Origin of the sequence: Bradyrhizobium dasycarpum (genome assembly GCF_042019905.1) — a bacterium.
Lineage (GTDB): Bacteria > Pseudomonadota > Alphaproteobacteria > Rhizobiales > Xanthobacteraceae > Bradyrhizobium > Bradyrhizobium japonicum_B.
The window spans coordinates 683,429-698,027 of the sequence record NZ_CP169574.1 but is presented as its reverse complement, the minus strand read 5'-3'; the positions used below and the strand labels follow the sequence as shown (position 1 = coordinate 698,027).

Genomic DNA, 14,599 nt, shown 5'->3' with positions numbered 1-14,599 from the left:
ATCACTCATGTCCGCGACGGTCGTTCCCCTGCCGCCGAGCTCATCGTCAGAGACCGTCGGCTTCCTGCGGCGCATGGCCAGCATGGTGTCGGGCCGGAATGGCGAGATGCTGCTGCGCGCCGCGAGCCTGATCGAGCAGCTCGGCCAGCGGGCGACGTCGGCCGAGCGGCTGTATCACGAGCAGCAGATCGAGAGCACGCGCGACGCCGAGCTGCGCGAGGCCGCCGAGCGCGCCTCCGACGCCATGGTCGGCCAGATCGAGGTGCTGCGGGCGCAGCTTGCCGAAATCACCACGGCAGCCGCAGCCCAGCGCGCCGCCTTCGATGCCGAGCGCGGCAGGCTGATCGGCCTGATGCAGGATGCCGAGAGCCATATCGTCAAGCTCGCGACCGAGCGGGACAGCCTGCGCGCCTCGGTCGACAGCTTCAACGAGACCGCGGTCTCGGTGCCGATCGAGGTGCTGCGGCTGGCGCGGACGCAGTTCGACTATCTCTCCAGCGGCTTTGCCCGCAAGGGCGACGTGATCTCGCAGGCGATGAGCGAGATCGGCGGCTTTGCCATCGACCAGGCGCTGACCGCGAAGAAGACGGACACCGCCTGAGACACACCGGTGGCGCGCGTCAAATTGACAGCGTGCCGACCCGTTGGTCTACTCACCCAAAATCATTGGGGAGGCTCCGATGCCCACGGCATTCCGCATCGCCATGGCGCTCTGCATCTCGACACTGTTCGGCGGCACAGGCGCCCATGCGCAATCTCTGCCCAGGGAAGTCGCCACCCGCACCGAAATCTACCCGATCGCCTCTCTCACACTCTCCGACCAGCAATTCCTCAGCGGCGATGCCGCCGCAGGCAAGCCGGTGACGGTGGCAGGCGAATTCCGCGTCGCGCAAGGCACCGGCAAGCTCCCCGTCGTGGTGCTGATGCACGGCTCCAGCGGCGTCGGCGCCACCACCGAGGCCTGGGTGCGCGCCTTCAACGCCATGGGCATCTCGACCTTCGTGATCGACGGTTTCACCGGCCGCGGGCTGACCATGGTGGGCCCGAACCAGGCCCTGCTCGGCCGGCTCAATCTGATCATCGACATCTACCGCTCGCTGGACATCCTGGCCAAGCACCCGCGCGTCGATCCGGACCGCATCGTGCTGATGGGCTTCTCGCGCGGCGGACAGGCGACGCTCTATGCAAGCGTCGATCGCTTCAACAAGCTCTGGAACAAGTCCGGCATCACGTTCGCCGCCTATGTCCCGTTCTATCCGGACTGCTCGACGAGCTATGTCGGCGACGACGGGGTCGTCGCACGCCCGATCCGCATCTTCCACGGCACGCCCGACGACTACAATCCCGTCAGCAGCTGCAAGGCGTTTGTCGAACGGCTCAAGGCGGCAGGGCGCGACGTGGTGCTGACCGAATACCCCGACAGTGCGCACGGGTTCGACAGCGGCCTGCTCGGCGTCAGCACCGTCGCGGTGTCGGCCAATTCGCAGACGGTACGCAACTGCAAGATCAAGGAAGGTGACGGCGGCGTGCTCATGAACGGCGATACCAACGCGCCATTCACCTACAAGGACGCCTGTGTCGAGCTGAACCCGCATGTCGGCGGCAATCCGAAGACGGCCGCCGAGGCGCGCAAGGCGGTGCAGGAGTTCTTGCAGGTGTTGTTCAAGCTGGGGTGAGACCCTCCTCCGCGCGCGATGCCGGTAGGGTGGGCAAAGCGCCAGCGTGCCCACCACTTCAATCGCGACACTGAAAGGCGGTGGGCACGGCGCTACGCGCCTTTGCCCACCCTACGGGACTTAAGCCGAATGACTGGCGCCGCAGCGCTAGATCGCGCCGATCTCGGCAAGGCAGGCTTGCGTCAGCGACATGCGCTCGGCGACGAGGCGCAGCTCTTTGCAATCCATGTTGAGCGCAAACACCGTGTGCGCCTCGCCCTTCTCGGCCCAGCCGACCATCCAACCGAGCGACGGCTCGCCGCGCTCTGCACCGAGCAGACCCGACTTGGCGCGGATGACGCTGTCGCCCACCTTGGTCACCGGCAGGATGTCGGCGACCAGATCCTGGCTCCGCTTCGAGATTGGCAGCGCGCGGCGGCGCAGCCGGTCGACGAAATCGATCTGCTCGACCGGATCGATGCGCAAGGCTCCCGTGAGCCAGAACTGGTCGATGCCGCCGCCGATGTCACGGTTGCCGTAGTCGAACTCCTCGAGATATTTCTGCATGCGCTCCTGGCCGATGCGGCGCGCGATCTCCTGATAGACCGGCACCGCGCTCACGGCGATCGCACTGCGCAGCGTGTGATCCTTGTTCCAGGCTTCGATCGGACGCTTCACGCCGTCCCAGGGGAAGACGTCCTTGTCGGGGTCGGCGACGACGCCGGTCCTCGAGCGCGATCAGCGAGTTCGGAATCTTGAAGGTCGAAGCCGGCAGCTTGCCCTCGCCCGAGCGATCCTTGTCGCTGGCGACGACCAGATAATCCTCCACCTTGTAGCCGACGAAGGTGCCCGATGTGCCAAGGTCGGTGAAGCGCTTTGCGAGACTGTCACGGATCTCGTTGCGCGGCGGCGCGACGTGAGCGAGCGCGCGCCGCGGCATGATTGCAGATGCGGCGAGCAGGCCGAGAGTGGAGCGGCGGGTCAGCAAGCGAAACGTCCTGAATTGAGCAACACGTCGGCACCATGGCAGCGCCACGTGGTGAAACGATGACGGCCTACCGCCCTCGGCCCGACAGCCGCAGCACGAACACCAGCACCTCGGCGACGGCCTTGTAGAGGTCGGGCGGGATCTCCTCGCCGAGCTCGACCTTGGACAGCGCGCCGGCCAAGACCTCGTTCTCCTCGATCGGGATGTCGTGGGCCTTGGCGATCTCGACGATCTTCTCGCCGATCGTGCCCTTGCCCTTGGCGACGACGACCGGCGCGCCGGAGCCCCTCTCGTAATGCAGCGCGATCGCGAGCTTGGACGGGTCGCTCATGTGGCGCGATCCAGGAAGTGGCCGGCGCGGGCCGGCGCCGGTTGCGGTGGCGTGCCGTCGCGAACCAGGATGTCGCCGGGCTTGAGCTCGGCCCGCACCAGAGCCTGGCTGAGCTCACCGATGCCGGCGCGGAGCTGCTGCGCGGTTGCCGGCCGCTCCGCCCACATCCGCACGAAGGTCTTGTCCCCGCTCAGCGTGATCAGCGCGTGGACGGGGCCCGCCGGCTCGACATCGAGCGTGAAGCGGGCGCGCCAGGCTTGCTTGGCGGCATCGGCGGATTCGCCAGTGCCATCGCGCGAGATCTCGAACTGCGCCATCGCGGTGCCTTGCGGCGTCGCAAAGGGAATCTCGAAATTCCACTGCGGCACATTCGGATCAACGCGGTGACCGCCGGCGTCAGTGCGGTCGGGGAGCGATGCGACCTGAAGCAGGGTCTGCCGCGCGATCGCGGCATCGGTCTCGTCGAGCAGGCGATGCACGGTCGCAGCGAGCGGCGTATCCGGCGCGAGCGACGGCGAGGCGATGGATTGCGCCGAGGGCAGCGCGCCACGGAACGGCGGCGGTGTCGCGCGCGCCGCCGCCTCGAAGATCTCGCCGTCGGGCACCGCTTTGTTGGAGCCGGGGACGTTGCCGGTCAGGCGCGGCAGGTCTTGCGTGACCTCCTGCAGCAGGCTTGCGGCAAGTCCGGCGGACATGCGCGGCATTGCCATTTGCGGCGCGTCCGCCGCCAGGCCGCCCAGCACCGCCGCCGCGAGATTGGCGTTGCGCAGCGTTTGCGGCTGTTGCGCAATTTCAGGTGCGATCGACGGCGATACGGCGTGTGCGACCGCACCGGCCGGCTGAGCCGGCGCGGAGGCGACCTGCGGTGTCGCCGCGGAGCCGGCCGGGATCGCGGCGCCCTGGCTCTGCGGCGCGGCCGTCCCGATCGTGGCCAAGGTCTGGCGCAACACCAGCAGCGCCGCCTTCAAATCCGGAATAGCCCCGGAGGACGGCGCCGTGCCTGCGGCCAGTGAAGCCTCGAGGAACAGCCCTGACTTCTGGAAGGCGGACTCGATGCCGCCGCCGTCGAGCGCGGGGTCGAGCGGCGTCTGCTGTGCCAGCACGTTCAGCACCGCCTGCTTCAGGCCCGCCGGCAAATCGCTGCCGGTGACGACGGCCGCCAGATTGGCGAACAGCGGCGCCTGGCTGCCCTGCTTTGCCGCAGCCTCGGCCGAGGCTGCGCTGACCGCGACCTGCTCCAATGGCGTGAGCGTATTGCGCGTCGCGGACGGCGCCAGCGGTGGGCTTTCCACCAACGAGGCAGCGCGAGGCGTCAGCGTGACCTGATCGGGAGTTGCCTCGCCTGCGCCGCTCATGATCGCAAGGCGGATGGTGCCGTCGCTCTTCGACACCGCGAGCTGCAGATTCTGCCCCGGTGTCAGCGCCACTTCCGACATCACGTCCATCGAGAGGTTGGCGATCGCGATCCGCACCAGATTGTCGGCCATCACGCTGACGACCCGTGCGTTCACGACGCTGCCGGCCTGAAGCGCGAGGTCAGGCGTCGTCGCATCAGCCACAGGGCTGGCGGCACTGACGCGTACGATGGAAGTGACCGGCGTCGGCATCTCAGGAGGCCCAAGGGAACACGGAAGGCAGCACCAGCCACCCTAACGCCTGCGGCGTAAACCTCTCGTTAAGGACCTCTGACCAATGGCGCCCTCACCGCCGCCAATACCGTCACGGCGGCCTCGAAATCCCGCAGCCGCGTGGCCCGGCGGGCGGCCGCCTCCTCGTCCACGCCCCATTGCTCGGCGTTCCAGTCCTCATCGACATGGGCGGCGGCCCAGACCTGGCCGGCATCGCGCACGCCATGGGCAAGTGCCAAGGCGAGCAGTGCCGAGCCGGTCAGGGTCGTCACCACATGGAGCGCGGCGACCGACCAGGGGTCCCCGGGCAGCGCGGCACGTGCGATCCGGAGCGCCTCGTCCGGCTGCTTCACGTGCATGACGCCCTCGGACAGGATGAAATGCGCCCCCAGCGCCTCCGCCGCCCAGAACAGCACGGGGTCCCAATGCGCCGCCTCGCGGGCGACCAGCCCCTCGGGGTGGCCGGCGCGATAGAACAGCAGGTCGGACTCGAAGTATTTTGCGAGATCATCGCTGACCAGCCCGACGCGGTCGACGACGCCCTCCACCACGCTGTTGGCGATCCGTGTCAGCGGCATGCTCACGGGATCGATGCTCTCGCCCTGGGCCGCCCATTCCGCGGCCACGGCATCGGCAAGCGTCCGCGCCGGGATCACCACCTGGCGGCCGGACGGCGTGCGGATCGGTCTGCCATCGAGCGTGATGGCAAAACCGCCCTCGGCGTCAGTGACGCCGGCCTCCTTGTAGAAGCGCTTGCGCAGCGGCGTGCGCGCGGACGCGCGCGCCGATTCCCGCGGATCCGGCGGGGGCTGGCTTGCTGCTTCTTCGAACAATTCGCGCATCGATCTTTCGGTCCCTGTCGTTCGTCAAGTTACCTGGGTCGCAATGGCTTCGCCATGACGTCCATCAGTGCTGCTAGTTCGCGCAGCTTCGCGCATAAGTGCCGCGATCGGCCGGGCCCAGTCCCGCGGCCGCGGCGTCGTCGAGGCATTTTGCGACGCGGTCGCTGAACGAATTGCGCGGCAACGGCTGGTAGTTGTAGCGCGGCGGCGCGTCGAATTGCGGAACCCTCGGCACCTCGATCTTCGGCGGCGGTGGCGGCGCCGGCAACGGTGGAGCGAGCCGCGAGGCGCCCGGCAGCACATATTGCGCGTGGGCGGCCTGCCACGCCCCTAGCGCGGCCAACACCACAAGACTGATCGAGAGCCGTGTCATGGGCGACATGTCGTGCCTCCACCGCCCCCGTTCAACCCGGCTATTCCTCCGGCGCGTTCTCGATCGGATCAAACCGGCTGGCATCGAGCCCGAGCAGGTTCCATGACTGCTGCATGTGCGGCGGCAGCGGCGCGGTGGCGTCGATCACGCCGCCGCGCGGATGGGGAATGACGATGCGGCGCGCGAGCAGATGCAGCCGGTTCTGCAGGCCGCCTGGCAGCTGCCAATTCTCGATGTTGAAATATTTGGGATCGCCGACGATGGGATGGCCGATATGGGCCATGTGGGCGCGCAGCTGGTGGGTGCGGCCTGTCACCGGCTTCAGCGACACCCAGGTCAGCTTGTTGCCGGCGGTCTCGACCACCGCGTAATAGGTCACCGCGTGGCTGGCGCCCTCGTCGCCGTGCTGGGCGATGCGCATGATGGTATCGTCCTCGCTCTCCTCCTTCGCGAGGAAAGTCGAGATGCGGCCCTGCTTCGGCTTCGGCAGGCCCGGCACCAGCGCCCAATAGACTTTTCGCGCCGATCGCGAGCGAAACGCGCCGGTGAGATGCGAAGCTGCAAAGCGCGTCTTGGCGACCAGGAGGCAGCCCGACGTCTCGCGATCGATGCGGTGCACGAGGCGCGGCTTCTGGCCCTTGGCATCGCGCATCACCTCAAGCATCTGGTCGATGTGCCGCGTCATGCCCGAGCCGCCCTGCACGGCAAGGCCGGCCGGCTTGTTGAGGACGAGCACGTCGTCGTCCTCGTAGATCGTCATCTCCTTCAGCGCCTTGAGCGTCTTCTGCGCAGCTTCCGAGAGCTCACCGACGACCTTCGGCGCATCGAGCTTCAGCGGCGGGATGCGGACGCTCTGCCCCTCCTCGAGGCGGTCCTTGCTGTCGACGCGCTTGCCGTCGACGCGCAGCTCGCCTTTGCGGACGACGCGCTGGATATGGGAGAACGACAGGCCGGGGAAGCGCGCCTCCAGGAAGCGGTCGACACGCATGTTGTTCTCGTCCGCCGTCACCTTGACGGTCTGGACCTTGGTCGGCAGCAAGACGTCGACCGGCTTTGCCGGCGCGGCCCTCTCCGGCTCGGGCTTGGGCGCTCGCCGCTCGGCGCGCTCGCCAGCAAAGCGCAGCGGCTTGCCGCCGGACTTGGCGCCCGGCCGTGGCCCGGCCTTCTTCGCGCTGCGCGCCTGATGCGGACGCGCGTCCTCGCGCTCGTCTCGCGAACGCGGCCTTGGATTCATTCTTTTGATGCGGCGGCTCATGATTGCCTGCCTAGCCTAAAAGCGGCCATTCGTCACGACGAAATGGTCCCCTCTAGCGCGAACCGCCCCGCTCCTTGCGCAGCTTGGCCCAATAGTCCAGCCGCTTCCGGATCTCGCGCTCGAAGCCGCGCTCCGGCGGGTCGTAGAAGGTCTGGCGGCCCAGGGCTTCCGGAAAATAGTCCTGGCCCGAGAAGGCCTCCGGGGTGTCGTGGTCGTATTCGTAGGCTGCGCCGTAGCCTTCCGACTTCATCAGCTTGGTCGGAGAGTTGAGGATGTGCTTTGGCGGCAGCAGCGAGCCGGCCTGCTTGGCAACCTGCATCGCCGTGCCGAAGGCGGTGTAGACCGCGTTCGATTTCGGCGCGGTGGCGAGATAGACCACGGCCTGCGCGATGGCGAGCTCGCCCTCGGGATGGCCGAGAAAGTCGAAGGCGTCCTTGGCCGCGTTGGCGATGACGAGCGCCTGCGGGTCGGCCAGCCCGATGTCCTCGACCGCCATGCGCACGACGCGGCGGGCCAGGAACAGCGGGTCCTCGCCGGCGTCCAGCATCCGCGCGAGATAATACAGCGCCGCATCGGGATCGGAGCCGCGCACCGACTTATGCAGCGCCGAGATCAGGTTGTAATGGCCGTCCGCCGACTTGTCGTAGATCGGCGCGCGGCGCTGCAGGATGTCCTGCAATTGCGCGGCATTGAAGATCTCGTCCGCCCGCGCCGAACGCCAGACCTCTTCGGCGAGCGTCAGCGAGGCCCGCCCATCGCCGTCGGCCATGCGCACCAGCACCGCGCGCGCTTCTGCGTCGAGCGGCAGCTTCTTGCCCTCGACCACCTCGGCGTGCGCGAACAGCTTTTCGATCGCGGCCGCGTCGAGCGAGCGGAACACCAGGACGCGCGCGCGCGACAGAAGCGCGGCGTTGAGCTCGAAGGACGGGTTCTCGGTGGTGGCGCCCACCATCACCACCGTGCCATCCTCCATCACCGGCAGAAACGAATCCTGCTGGGCACGGTTGAATCTGTGGACCTCGTCGACGAACAACAGCGTGCCCTTGCCCATCTCGCGGCGGGCGCGCGCCGCTTCGAAGGCTTTCTTGAGGTCGGCGACGCCGGAGAACACCGCGGAAATCTGCTCGAAATGCAGGTCCGTGGCATCCGCCAGGAGCCGCGCCACCGTGGTCTTGCCGGTGCCGGGCGGTCCCCAGAATATCAGCGAGCCCAGCGTGCGCGTCTCCAGCATCCGCGTCAGCGCACCGTCGGGGCCGAGGATATGGTCCTGGCCGACGACCTCCGACAACAGGCGCGGGCGCAAGCGATCCGGCAGCGGATGCGGCGCATCGTGGTCGAGCCCCGCCGCGGCGAAGAGCGTCGGCGTCTCTTGTGGTCGCTTCGGACTCATCCGCCCAGCGTGACGTTGATCTGCTGGCCGCCACGCACCAGCGTGATGCGCCAGATCCGCGCACGCTCGGCTGCGGCCTTCTCGAGGTCTCCGGTCTTGCTGATCTTCTGGTTGTTGACGGCCAGGATGATGTCGCCCTTCTGAAATCCGACATTCGCAGCCGCGCTGTCGCCGCCGAGGTCGGTGATCACGACGCCTTCGGTGTCGGCGTCCAGACGCAGCTCGTCGGCGACTGCCGGCGTGATGGTCGAAACCTTCGCGCCCTGGAACGGCGAACGCGCGGTGACGATGAGCTCGTTGCGTCCCGTATCGGGCGCAGTTTCCAGCGTCACCGTCAGCTTCAGCGGCTTGCCGCCGCGCTGCACGTCGATCTGCGCGCTGCCGCCGAGCAGACGGGTGGCGAAGCGATAATCGAAAGCGTTGGGATCATCCACCGTCTGGCCGTCGATCCCGGTGATGAGATCGGAAGATTTCAGGCCGGCCTTCGCCGCAGGGCCACCCGACACCACGCTCGCGACCAGCGCACCGGTCGGCGAACGCAGGCCGAGGCTCTCGGCGATCTCAGGCGTCACCGCCTGCAACTTTGCACCCAACCATGGCCGCTTCACCGCCTTGCCGCCGCTCTTGGCGGAGGCAACGACGACGCGCACCATGTTGGCGGGAATTGCAAAGCCGATACCTTGCGAGCCGCCGGAGCGCGAGTAGATCGCGGTGTTGATGCCGGCAAGCCGGCCGTTCATGTCGACCAGCGCACCGCCGGAATTGCCGGGATTGATCGCCGCATCGGTCTGGATGAAGAACTGGTAGTCGGTGATCCCGACCTGCGTGCGCGCAAGCGCCGAGATGATGCCGTGGGTCACGGTCTGGCCGACGCCGAAGGGATTGCCGATCGCCAGCACGAGGTCGCCGACCAGCAGCTCGTCGGAATTGGTGAATTCGAGCGCCGGAAACTTCTCCTTCGAATCCTTCAGGCGCAGCACCGCAAGATCGGTGCGGGAATCCTTCAGCACGATCTCGGCCTCGAACTCGCGCTTGTCCGACAGCGACACCTTCACCTGGTCGGCGCCTTCGATGACATGGACGTTGGTGACGACGAGGCCGGACGTATCGACGATGACACCGGAGCCGAGCGAGCGCTGCACCTGCTCGGGCTGCTGGCCCGGCACACCGAAGAAGCGGCGGAAGATCGGATCGTCCAGCAGCGGATTGCGGTTCTGCACCACCTTGGCGGCATAGACGTTGACCACGGCCGGCTGAACCCGCTGCACGATCGGCGCATAGGACAGCCGCAGCTCGGCCTGCGAGGACGGGACGCGACGGTCCTGCGCTGAGGCCGGATTGAACTGGGCGGAAAAGGTTATGCACAAGGCCGTGACGGCGGCGGTCCAGATCGATCGAAACATTCCTACCTCTTGGAAAAGACGCCGGAATATAGGCGCGTTCGCCCCTCAATAGAAGGGCGCGGGGCGGCAATATTCGGCCTCATTCCGACGGCTCGCGCCCGAGCCGGGCGTGCGAAACGGCAACTTGCCGGCGGGGCCGATTGGCATGACACGCATCATCTTGCATGCTCGCTCTCGGCGGATTCGGTTGCGACGAATTTACATCAGCGGGAACCAGCGCAACCGGGGCTTGCCGTCGCGGGGCAGTCATCGACCGTTCTTAGGCTCGCGACTTCTGGAAGTTGGTCCAACCGATGGAGTGATGACGTGAGCAGGACAAGAATTGCAGCCATGGCGATTGGCCTTGCCGGCGCACTGGCCGCCTCGCAAGCCCAGGCCCAATCGGCAAGCAGCAGCGAGCAGGAGATCGCGCTGCTGAAGCAGCAGTTGAAGCTGCTGGAGCAGAAGCTCGACAAGCTCCAGAGCCAAACCGCGGCGAACACGGCGGCCGCCGCGAAAGCCAAGGCCGAAGTAAGGGCCGAAGCGAAGGCCGAGGCGCGCTCGGAGGCAAAGGCCGTCGTTGCCAACGCCAATGCGGCGATTCCCGTCAAGGGGCCGGCACCTGCATCCGGCGTCGTCGTGACGATGCCGAATAATCGCCCGACGATCTGCACCGCCGACCAGGCCAATTGCGTCGGCATCACCAGCCGCGTGCACTGGGATGTCGGCGGTTACGACTATCGCCCCAGCACGGCGGCGACCGTGCCGCAGAAGCTCGACAGCGGCCAGAACGTCCGCCGTGCGCGCATCGGCGTCACCGGCAAGTTCTTGAACGACTGGAACTTCGCGCTGGTCTACGATTTCGGCGGCTCCTCCGACGGATTTGGCGGCGCCGCGCCAGGATCGCTGCCGGGCGGCGGCCTCTCCGGCGTCGAGAACGCCTATCTCAGCTACACCGGCCTGAAACCGTTCGGCGGGCGGATGGCGATCGAGGCCGGCATCATGGACCTGCCCTACACCATGGACGAGGCCACCAGCTCCAACGACATCATGTTCATGGAGCGCGCCTCACCGGGCGTGATCGCGACCAACATCGCCGCCGGCGACTTCCGCTCCGCAGCCGGCACACGCTGGTACAACGACCAGCTCTGGATCGGCGGCTATGTCACGGGACCGTCGACCGGCGCGATCCACTCCGCCTCGAGCGCTTCGCCGCCGGGCACGAGCGAGCAATATGGCGCGGTCGCCCGCGTGGCCGGCAATCCCATCAGCGCAAAGGACTACTCCGTGCATATCGGCGCCAATGCGCAATGGCTGATCCAGCCGCCGCGCAACCTGATCGCCAACACCCAGACCGTCACCCTCAGCGATCGTCCGGAATTGCGGCTCGATCCGACCACGCTGATCTCCACCGGCGCCATCGCCAATGCCTCTGGCGCGCAAGTCTACAGCGTGGAGGCGGCGGCGACCTACGGACCGCTCATCGTCCAGGGCGAGTACTTCTGGTACAATGTCGACCGCACCGCCAACACTGGCGCGCCGCTGGTCGGCGCGCCCAGCCTGAAGTTCCAGGGCGGCTATGCGCAGGCCGGCTACGTGCTGACGGGCGAAGGCCGAACCTACAACGCCGCAAACGCCGCCTATCATGGCGTCAAGCCGGCCCATCCGTTCTCGCTCGACGGCGGCGGCTGGGGCGCGTGGGAAATCGCGGGACGCTTCTCGACAATCGACCTCAATGATCAGCTCGCAACCGCGACCGGCGTCGCCGGCGGCCGACAGACCGTCTACACGCTGGCGCTCAACTGGTACGTCAACGGCAATGTCCGCTTCATGCTGGACTATCTGCACGGCACCGTGTCGCGACAGGCTTCGCCTGTTTCGACCGCCGATGTCGGCTCGAAGTTCGACGCGGTCGCGATGCGCACGCAGTTCGCGTTCTAGGCAGAGCTGTCGTCCCGGGGCGCGCGAAGCGCGAACCCGGGACCCACAACGGCGCGTTCGCAGGAAAGACACGGAGAGGTTGGCAACAGCGTCTCTAAATCATGCCGCGCGCTTCGGCTTCCCCACCACGACCGGCGGCGGCGCGCAGGACAGCCGCTCCTGATGGCTCTCGCCCCAGGTCTTCAGGGTGTCGATGACCGGCTTGAGGCTCTCGCCGAGCTCGGAGAGGCAGTACTCCACCCGCGGCGGCACCTCGGCATAGACCCTGCGGATGACGAGCTTGTCCTCCTCCAGCGCGCGCAGCTGCTTTGTCAGCATGCGCTGGGTGATGCCGGGCATCCGGCGGCGCAATTCGCCGAAGCGCTGCGTGCCGCTCTGCAGGTGATAGAGGATCACGCCCTTCCACTTGCCGTCGATCAGGTCCAGCGTCGCCTCGACCGCGCAGCCGGGGCGACGGGCAAAATTGCGCCGTTTCATGCGTCTTTCCCAATAGTATCCAAACAGGGACTATCTCCCCGAATTTACAGTACTTGCCAAATCGGAGCCAGAGCGACAGTTAGGACGGCAGGCGAGCATGCCATCTGATGGAGACAAGCCATGAAGGCCGTCGGCTACAAGAAATCGCTTCCGATCGAGGACGCGGATTCGCTGTTCGATTTCGAGACCGCAAAACCGGAGCCCAAAGGGCGCGACATCCGCGTCGCCGTGAAGGCGATCTCGGCCAATCCGGTCGATTACAAGGTGCGCAAGCGCGCAGCCCCGCCCGAGGGCGAGACCAAGATCCTGGGCTATGACGCAGCCGGCGTGGTCGATGCCGTCGGGCCCGAGGTTACGTTGTTCAAGCCGGGCGACGAGGTGTTTTACGCCGGCTCGATCCTGCGCCAGGGCACCAACGCCGAATTCCACCTGGTCGATGAGCGCATCGTCGGCAACAAGCCGAAGAGCCTGTCGTTCGCGCAAGGAGCCGCCCTTCCCCTCACCTCCATCACCGCCTGGGAATTGCTGTTCGACCGGCTCGGCGCGGTGCCCGGCAAGAGCGTCGATCCGCGCACGCTGCTGATCACGGGCGGTGCCGGCGGCGTCGGCTCGATCCTAATCCAGCTTGCCCGCCGCCTCACCGGCCTCACGGTGCTCGCCACCGCGACGCGGCCGGAATCGCGGACATGGTGCCTCGATCTCGGCGCGCACGCCGTGATCGACCACGGCAAGCCGATGAAGGAGCAGATCGAGCAGTTGAAGTTGCCGCCGGTCGCGCTGGTGGCGAGCCTCACCTTCACCGATCAGCACTACAAGGCGATCGCGGACTTCATGGCACCGCAGGGCAAGTTCGGCCTGATCGACGATCCGCCGGAATTCACCATGAGCACGTTCAAGGGCAAGGCGATCTCGGTGCACTGGGAATCGATGTTCACCCGCTCCTCGTTCCAGACGGCGGACATGATCGCGCAGCATCATCTGCTGAACGACGTCGCCGACCTCATCGACAAGGGCGTGCTGCGCACCACGCTCGACCAGACCTTCGGCACGATCAACGCGGCCAACCTCAAGCGCGCGCACGCGCTGCTGGAGAGCGGCAAATCCCGCGGCAAGATCGTGCTGGAGGGGTGGTAGTCGAAGGCGTTGTAGGGTGGGCAAAGGCGCACTTGCGCCGTGCCCACCATCTCGCTCCGTCGCAAAAAGTGCGTGGGCACGCTTCGCTTTGCCCACCCTACGGCAGCTACGCTTCCGGCACGCCCTCGACGAACAGCAGCCGCCGCTCGAGCGCCGTCTGGCGCAACTTCAGCGCCTCGGCATATTCCGGCGAGGCGTACCATTCCTTCAGCCTCGCCATCGACGGAAATTCGACGATGACGATCGCCTTCGCCGGGAGGTTGCCTTCGGCAAGCTCGGCCTTGCCGCCGCGCACGAGATAGCGTCCGCCGTACTGCGCGATCGTCTTCGCGGCAAGCGTGCGATAGGCTTCAAATCCGCCCGCGTCGCGCATCTCGACTTCGGAGACCACATAGGCTGTCATGCGCGGCCTCAGGCAATGGTGTTGACGATACCGCCTTCTGCGCGCAGCGCGGCGCCGTTGGTGGCGGACGCCTGCTTCGAGGCGACGTAGACCACCATGTTGGCGATCTCGTCGACGCCGGCGAAACGCTGAAGCAGGGAGCTCGGGCGATGCTGCTTGACGAAATTGGCGGCGGCCTCGTCCACCGACTGTCCGTTCTGCCTGGCGAGATCCTTCACGAAAGTTTCGACGCCCTCCGACATGGTCGGGCCGGGCAGCACGGAGTTGACGGTGACACCGGTGCCGCGGGTGAGCTGCGCCAGGCCGCGGGCGACCGACAGCTGCGCCGTCTTGGTCATGCCGTAATGGATCATCTCGACGGGAATGTTGAGCCCGGACTCCGAGGAGATGAAGACGATGCGGCCCCAATTGCGCGCGAGCATGCCCTTCATGTAGGCCCGCGACAGCCGCACGCCGCTCATGACGTTGACCTCGAAGAAGCGGCTCCAGTCCTCATCGGGAATGTCGAAGAAGTCCTTCGGCTCGAAGATGCCGGCATTGTTGACGAGGATGTCGACGTCCGGCAGCGCCGCAACGAGCGCCTTGCAGCCCGAAGCGGTCGAGACGTCGGCGGCGATGCCGCGGACCCTGGCGCCGGTCCCTTCCAGCTTGCGCACGGCGGCATCGACCTTGTCCTGGCCGCGGCCGTTGATCACGACGCTGGCGCCGGAGGCCGCCAGGCCTTTGGCGATGGCGTGGCCGATGCCGGCGGTCGAGCCCGTCACCAGCGCGGTTTTTCCGGAAAGGTCGATGTTCATGCA

The 14,599-nt window shown here is 66.9% G+C and carries 14 protein-coding genes and 1 pseudogene; 4 read left to right on the top strand and 11 right to left on the bottom strand.

Going from position 1 to position 14,599, the window contains the following annotated elements:
* Positions 1 to 7: 7 nt before the first annotated feature.
* Positions 8 to 601 (top strand): hypothetical protein, encoded by a 594-nt coding sequence (locus tag ACETMP_RS03590; RefSeq protein ID WP_375159911.1) that lies wholly within the window; start codon positions 8 to 10, stop codon positions 599 to 601.
* Positions 602 to 680: 79 nt separating this feature from the next.
* Positions 681 to 1,676, top strand: coding sequence for a dienelactone hydrolase family protein (locus ACETMP_RS03585; RefSeq protein ID WP_375159910.1), 996 nt, complete (start codon positions 681 to 683; stop codon positions 1,674 to 1,676).
* Positions 1,677 to 1,823: 147 nt separating this feature from the next.
* Here the strand turns inward: ACETMP_RS03585 and blaOXA are convergent.
* The 8 genes and pseudogenes from blaOXA to ACETMP_RS03545 all read right to left on the bottom strand — a co-directional run bounded on the left by blaOXA (position 1,824) and on the right by ACETMP_RS03545 (position 9,865).
* Positions 1,824 to 2,643: pseudogene (gene blaOXA / locus ACETMP_RS03580) on the bottom strand (class D beta-lactamase).
* Positions 2,644 to 2,710: 67 nt separating this feature from the next.
* Positions 2,711 to 2,974, bottom strand: a complete 264-nt coding sequence (locus ACETMP_RS03575; protein WP_028136997.1) for an EscU/YscU/HrcU family type III secretion system export apparatus switch protein — start codon at positions 2,972 to 2,974, stop codon at positions 2,711 to 2,713.
* On the bottom strand, positions 2,971 to 4,581 hold the full coding sequence (locus ACETMP_RS03570; RefSeq protein WP_375159909.1) for a flagellar hook-length control protein FliK: 1,611 nt from the start codon (positions 4,579 to 4,581) through the stop codon (positions 2,971 to 2,973). The genes ACETMP_RS03575 and ACETMP_RS03570 overlap by 4 nt, the downstream gene beginning before the upstream one ends.
* Before the next feature lie 68 nt (positions 4,582 to 4,649).
* Entirely contained in the window at positions 4,650 to 5,444 is a 795-nt protein-coding gene (locus ACETMP_RS03565) for an ATP12 family chaperone protein (RefSeq protein ID WP_375159908.1), read from the bottom strand.
* A gap of 73 nt (positions 5,445 to 5,517) precedes the next feature.
* Positions 5,518 to 5,826, bottom strand: coding sequence for a hypothetical protein (locus tag ACETMP_RS03560; RefSeq protein ID WP_375159907.1), 309 nt, complete (start codon positions 5,824 to 5,826; stop codon positions 5,518 to 5,520).
* 31 nt (positions 5,827 to 5,857) lie between these two features.
* Positions 5,858 to 7,072 carry an RluA family pseudouridine synthase gene (locus tag ACETMP_RS03555; protein WP_375159906.1) on the bottom strand — a complete coding sequence of 405 codons (1,215 nt, stop codon included), beginning with the start codon at positions 7,070 to 7,072 and terminating at the stop codon, positions 5,858 to 5,860.
* A gap of 52 nt (positions 7,073 to 7,124) precedes the next feature.
* On the bottom strand, positions 7,125 to 8,462 hold the full coding sequence (locus tag ACETMP_RS03550) for a replication-associated recombination protein A (RefSeq protein ID WP_375159905.1): 1,338 nt from the start codon (positions 8,460 to 8,462) through the stop codon (positions 7,125 to 7,127).
* Complete coding sequence (locus tag ACETMP_RS03545; protein ID WP_375159904.1) at positions 8,459 to 9,865, bottom strand: DegQ family serine endoprotease; 1,407 nt, start codon at positions 9,863 to 9,865, stop codon at positions 8,459 to 8,461. Before ACETMP_RS03545 ends, ACETMP_RS03550 begins: the two co-directional genes overlap by 4 nt.
* A gap of 306 nt (positions 9,866 to 10,171) precedes the next feature.
* Here ACETMP_RS03545 and ACETMP_RS03540 point away from each other — a divergent pair, with 306 nt between their 5' ends.
* Entirely contained in the window at positions 10,172 to 11,785 is a 1,614-nt protein-coding gene (locus ACETMP_RS03540; RefSeq protein WP_375159903.1) for an OprO/OprP family phosphate-selective porin, read from the top strand.
* Between the two features lie 99 nt (positions 11,786 to 11,884).
* Here the strand turns inward: ACETMP_RS03540 and ACETMP_RS03535 are convergent, their stop codons facing one another.
* Positions 11,885 to 12,262: a helix-turn-helix domain-containing protein gene (locus ACETMP_RS03535; RefSeq protein ID WP_028137006.1), complete on the bottom strand. Its 378-nt coding sequence runs from the start codon at positions 12,260 to 12,262 to the stop codon at positions 11,885 to 11,887.
* Positions 12,263 to 12,382: 120 nt separating this feature from the next.
* Here ACETMP_RS03535 and ACETMP_RS03530 point away from each other — a divergent pair, with 120 nt between their 5' ends.
* The gene (locus tag ACETMP_RS03530; RefSeq protein ID WP_375159902.1) at positions 12,383 to 13,396 is read left to right on the top strand and encodes a zinc-binding alcohol dehydrogenase family protein; all 1,014 of its coding nucleotides are present in this window, start codon (positions 12,383 to 12,385) and stop codon (positions 13,394 to 13,396) included.
* 106 nt (positions 13,397 to 13,502) lie between these two features.
* Here the strand turns inward: ACETMP_RS03530 and ACETMP_RS03525 are convergent, their stop codons facing one another.
* Together ACETMP_RS03525 and ACETMP_RS03520 are read right to left on the bottom strand one after the other, a co-directional pair.
* Positions 13,503 to 13,799 carry a DUF1330 domain-containing protein gene (locus ACETMP_RS03525; RefSeq protein ID WP_375159901.1) on the bottom strand — a complete coding sequence of 99 codons (297 nt, stop codon included), beginning with the start codon at positions 13,797 to 13,799 and terminating at the stop codon, positions 13,503 to 13,505.
* An 8-nt stretch (positions 13,800 to 13,807) separates the two neighbouring features.
* On the bottom strand, positions 13,808 to 14,596 hold the full coding sequence (locus ACETMP_RS03520) for an SDR family NAD(P)-dependent oxidoreductase (RefSeq protein ID WP_375159900.1): 789 nt from the start codon (positions 14,594 to 14,596) through the stop codon (positions 13,808 to 13,810).
* Positions 14,597 to 14,599 lie beyond the last annotated feature (3 nt).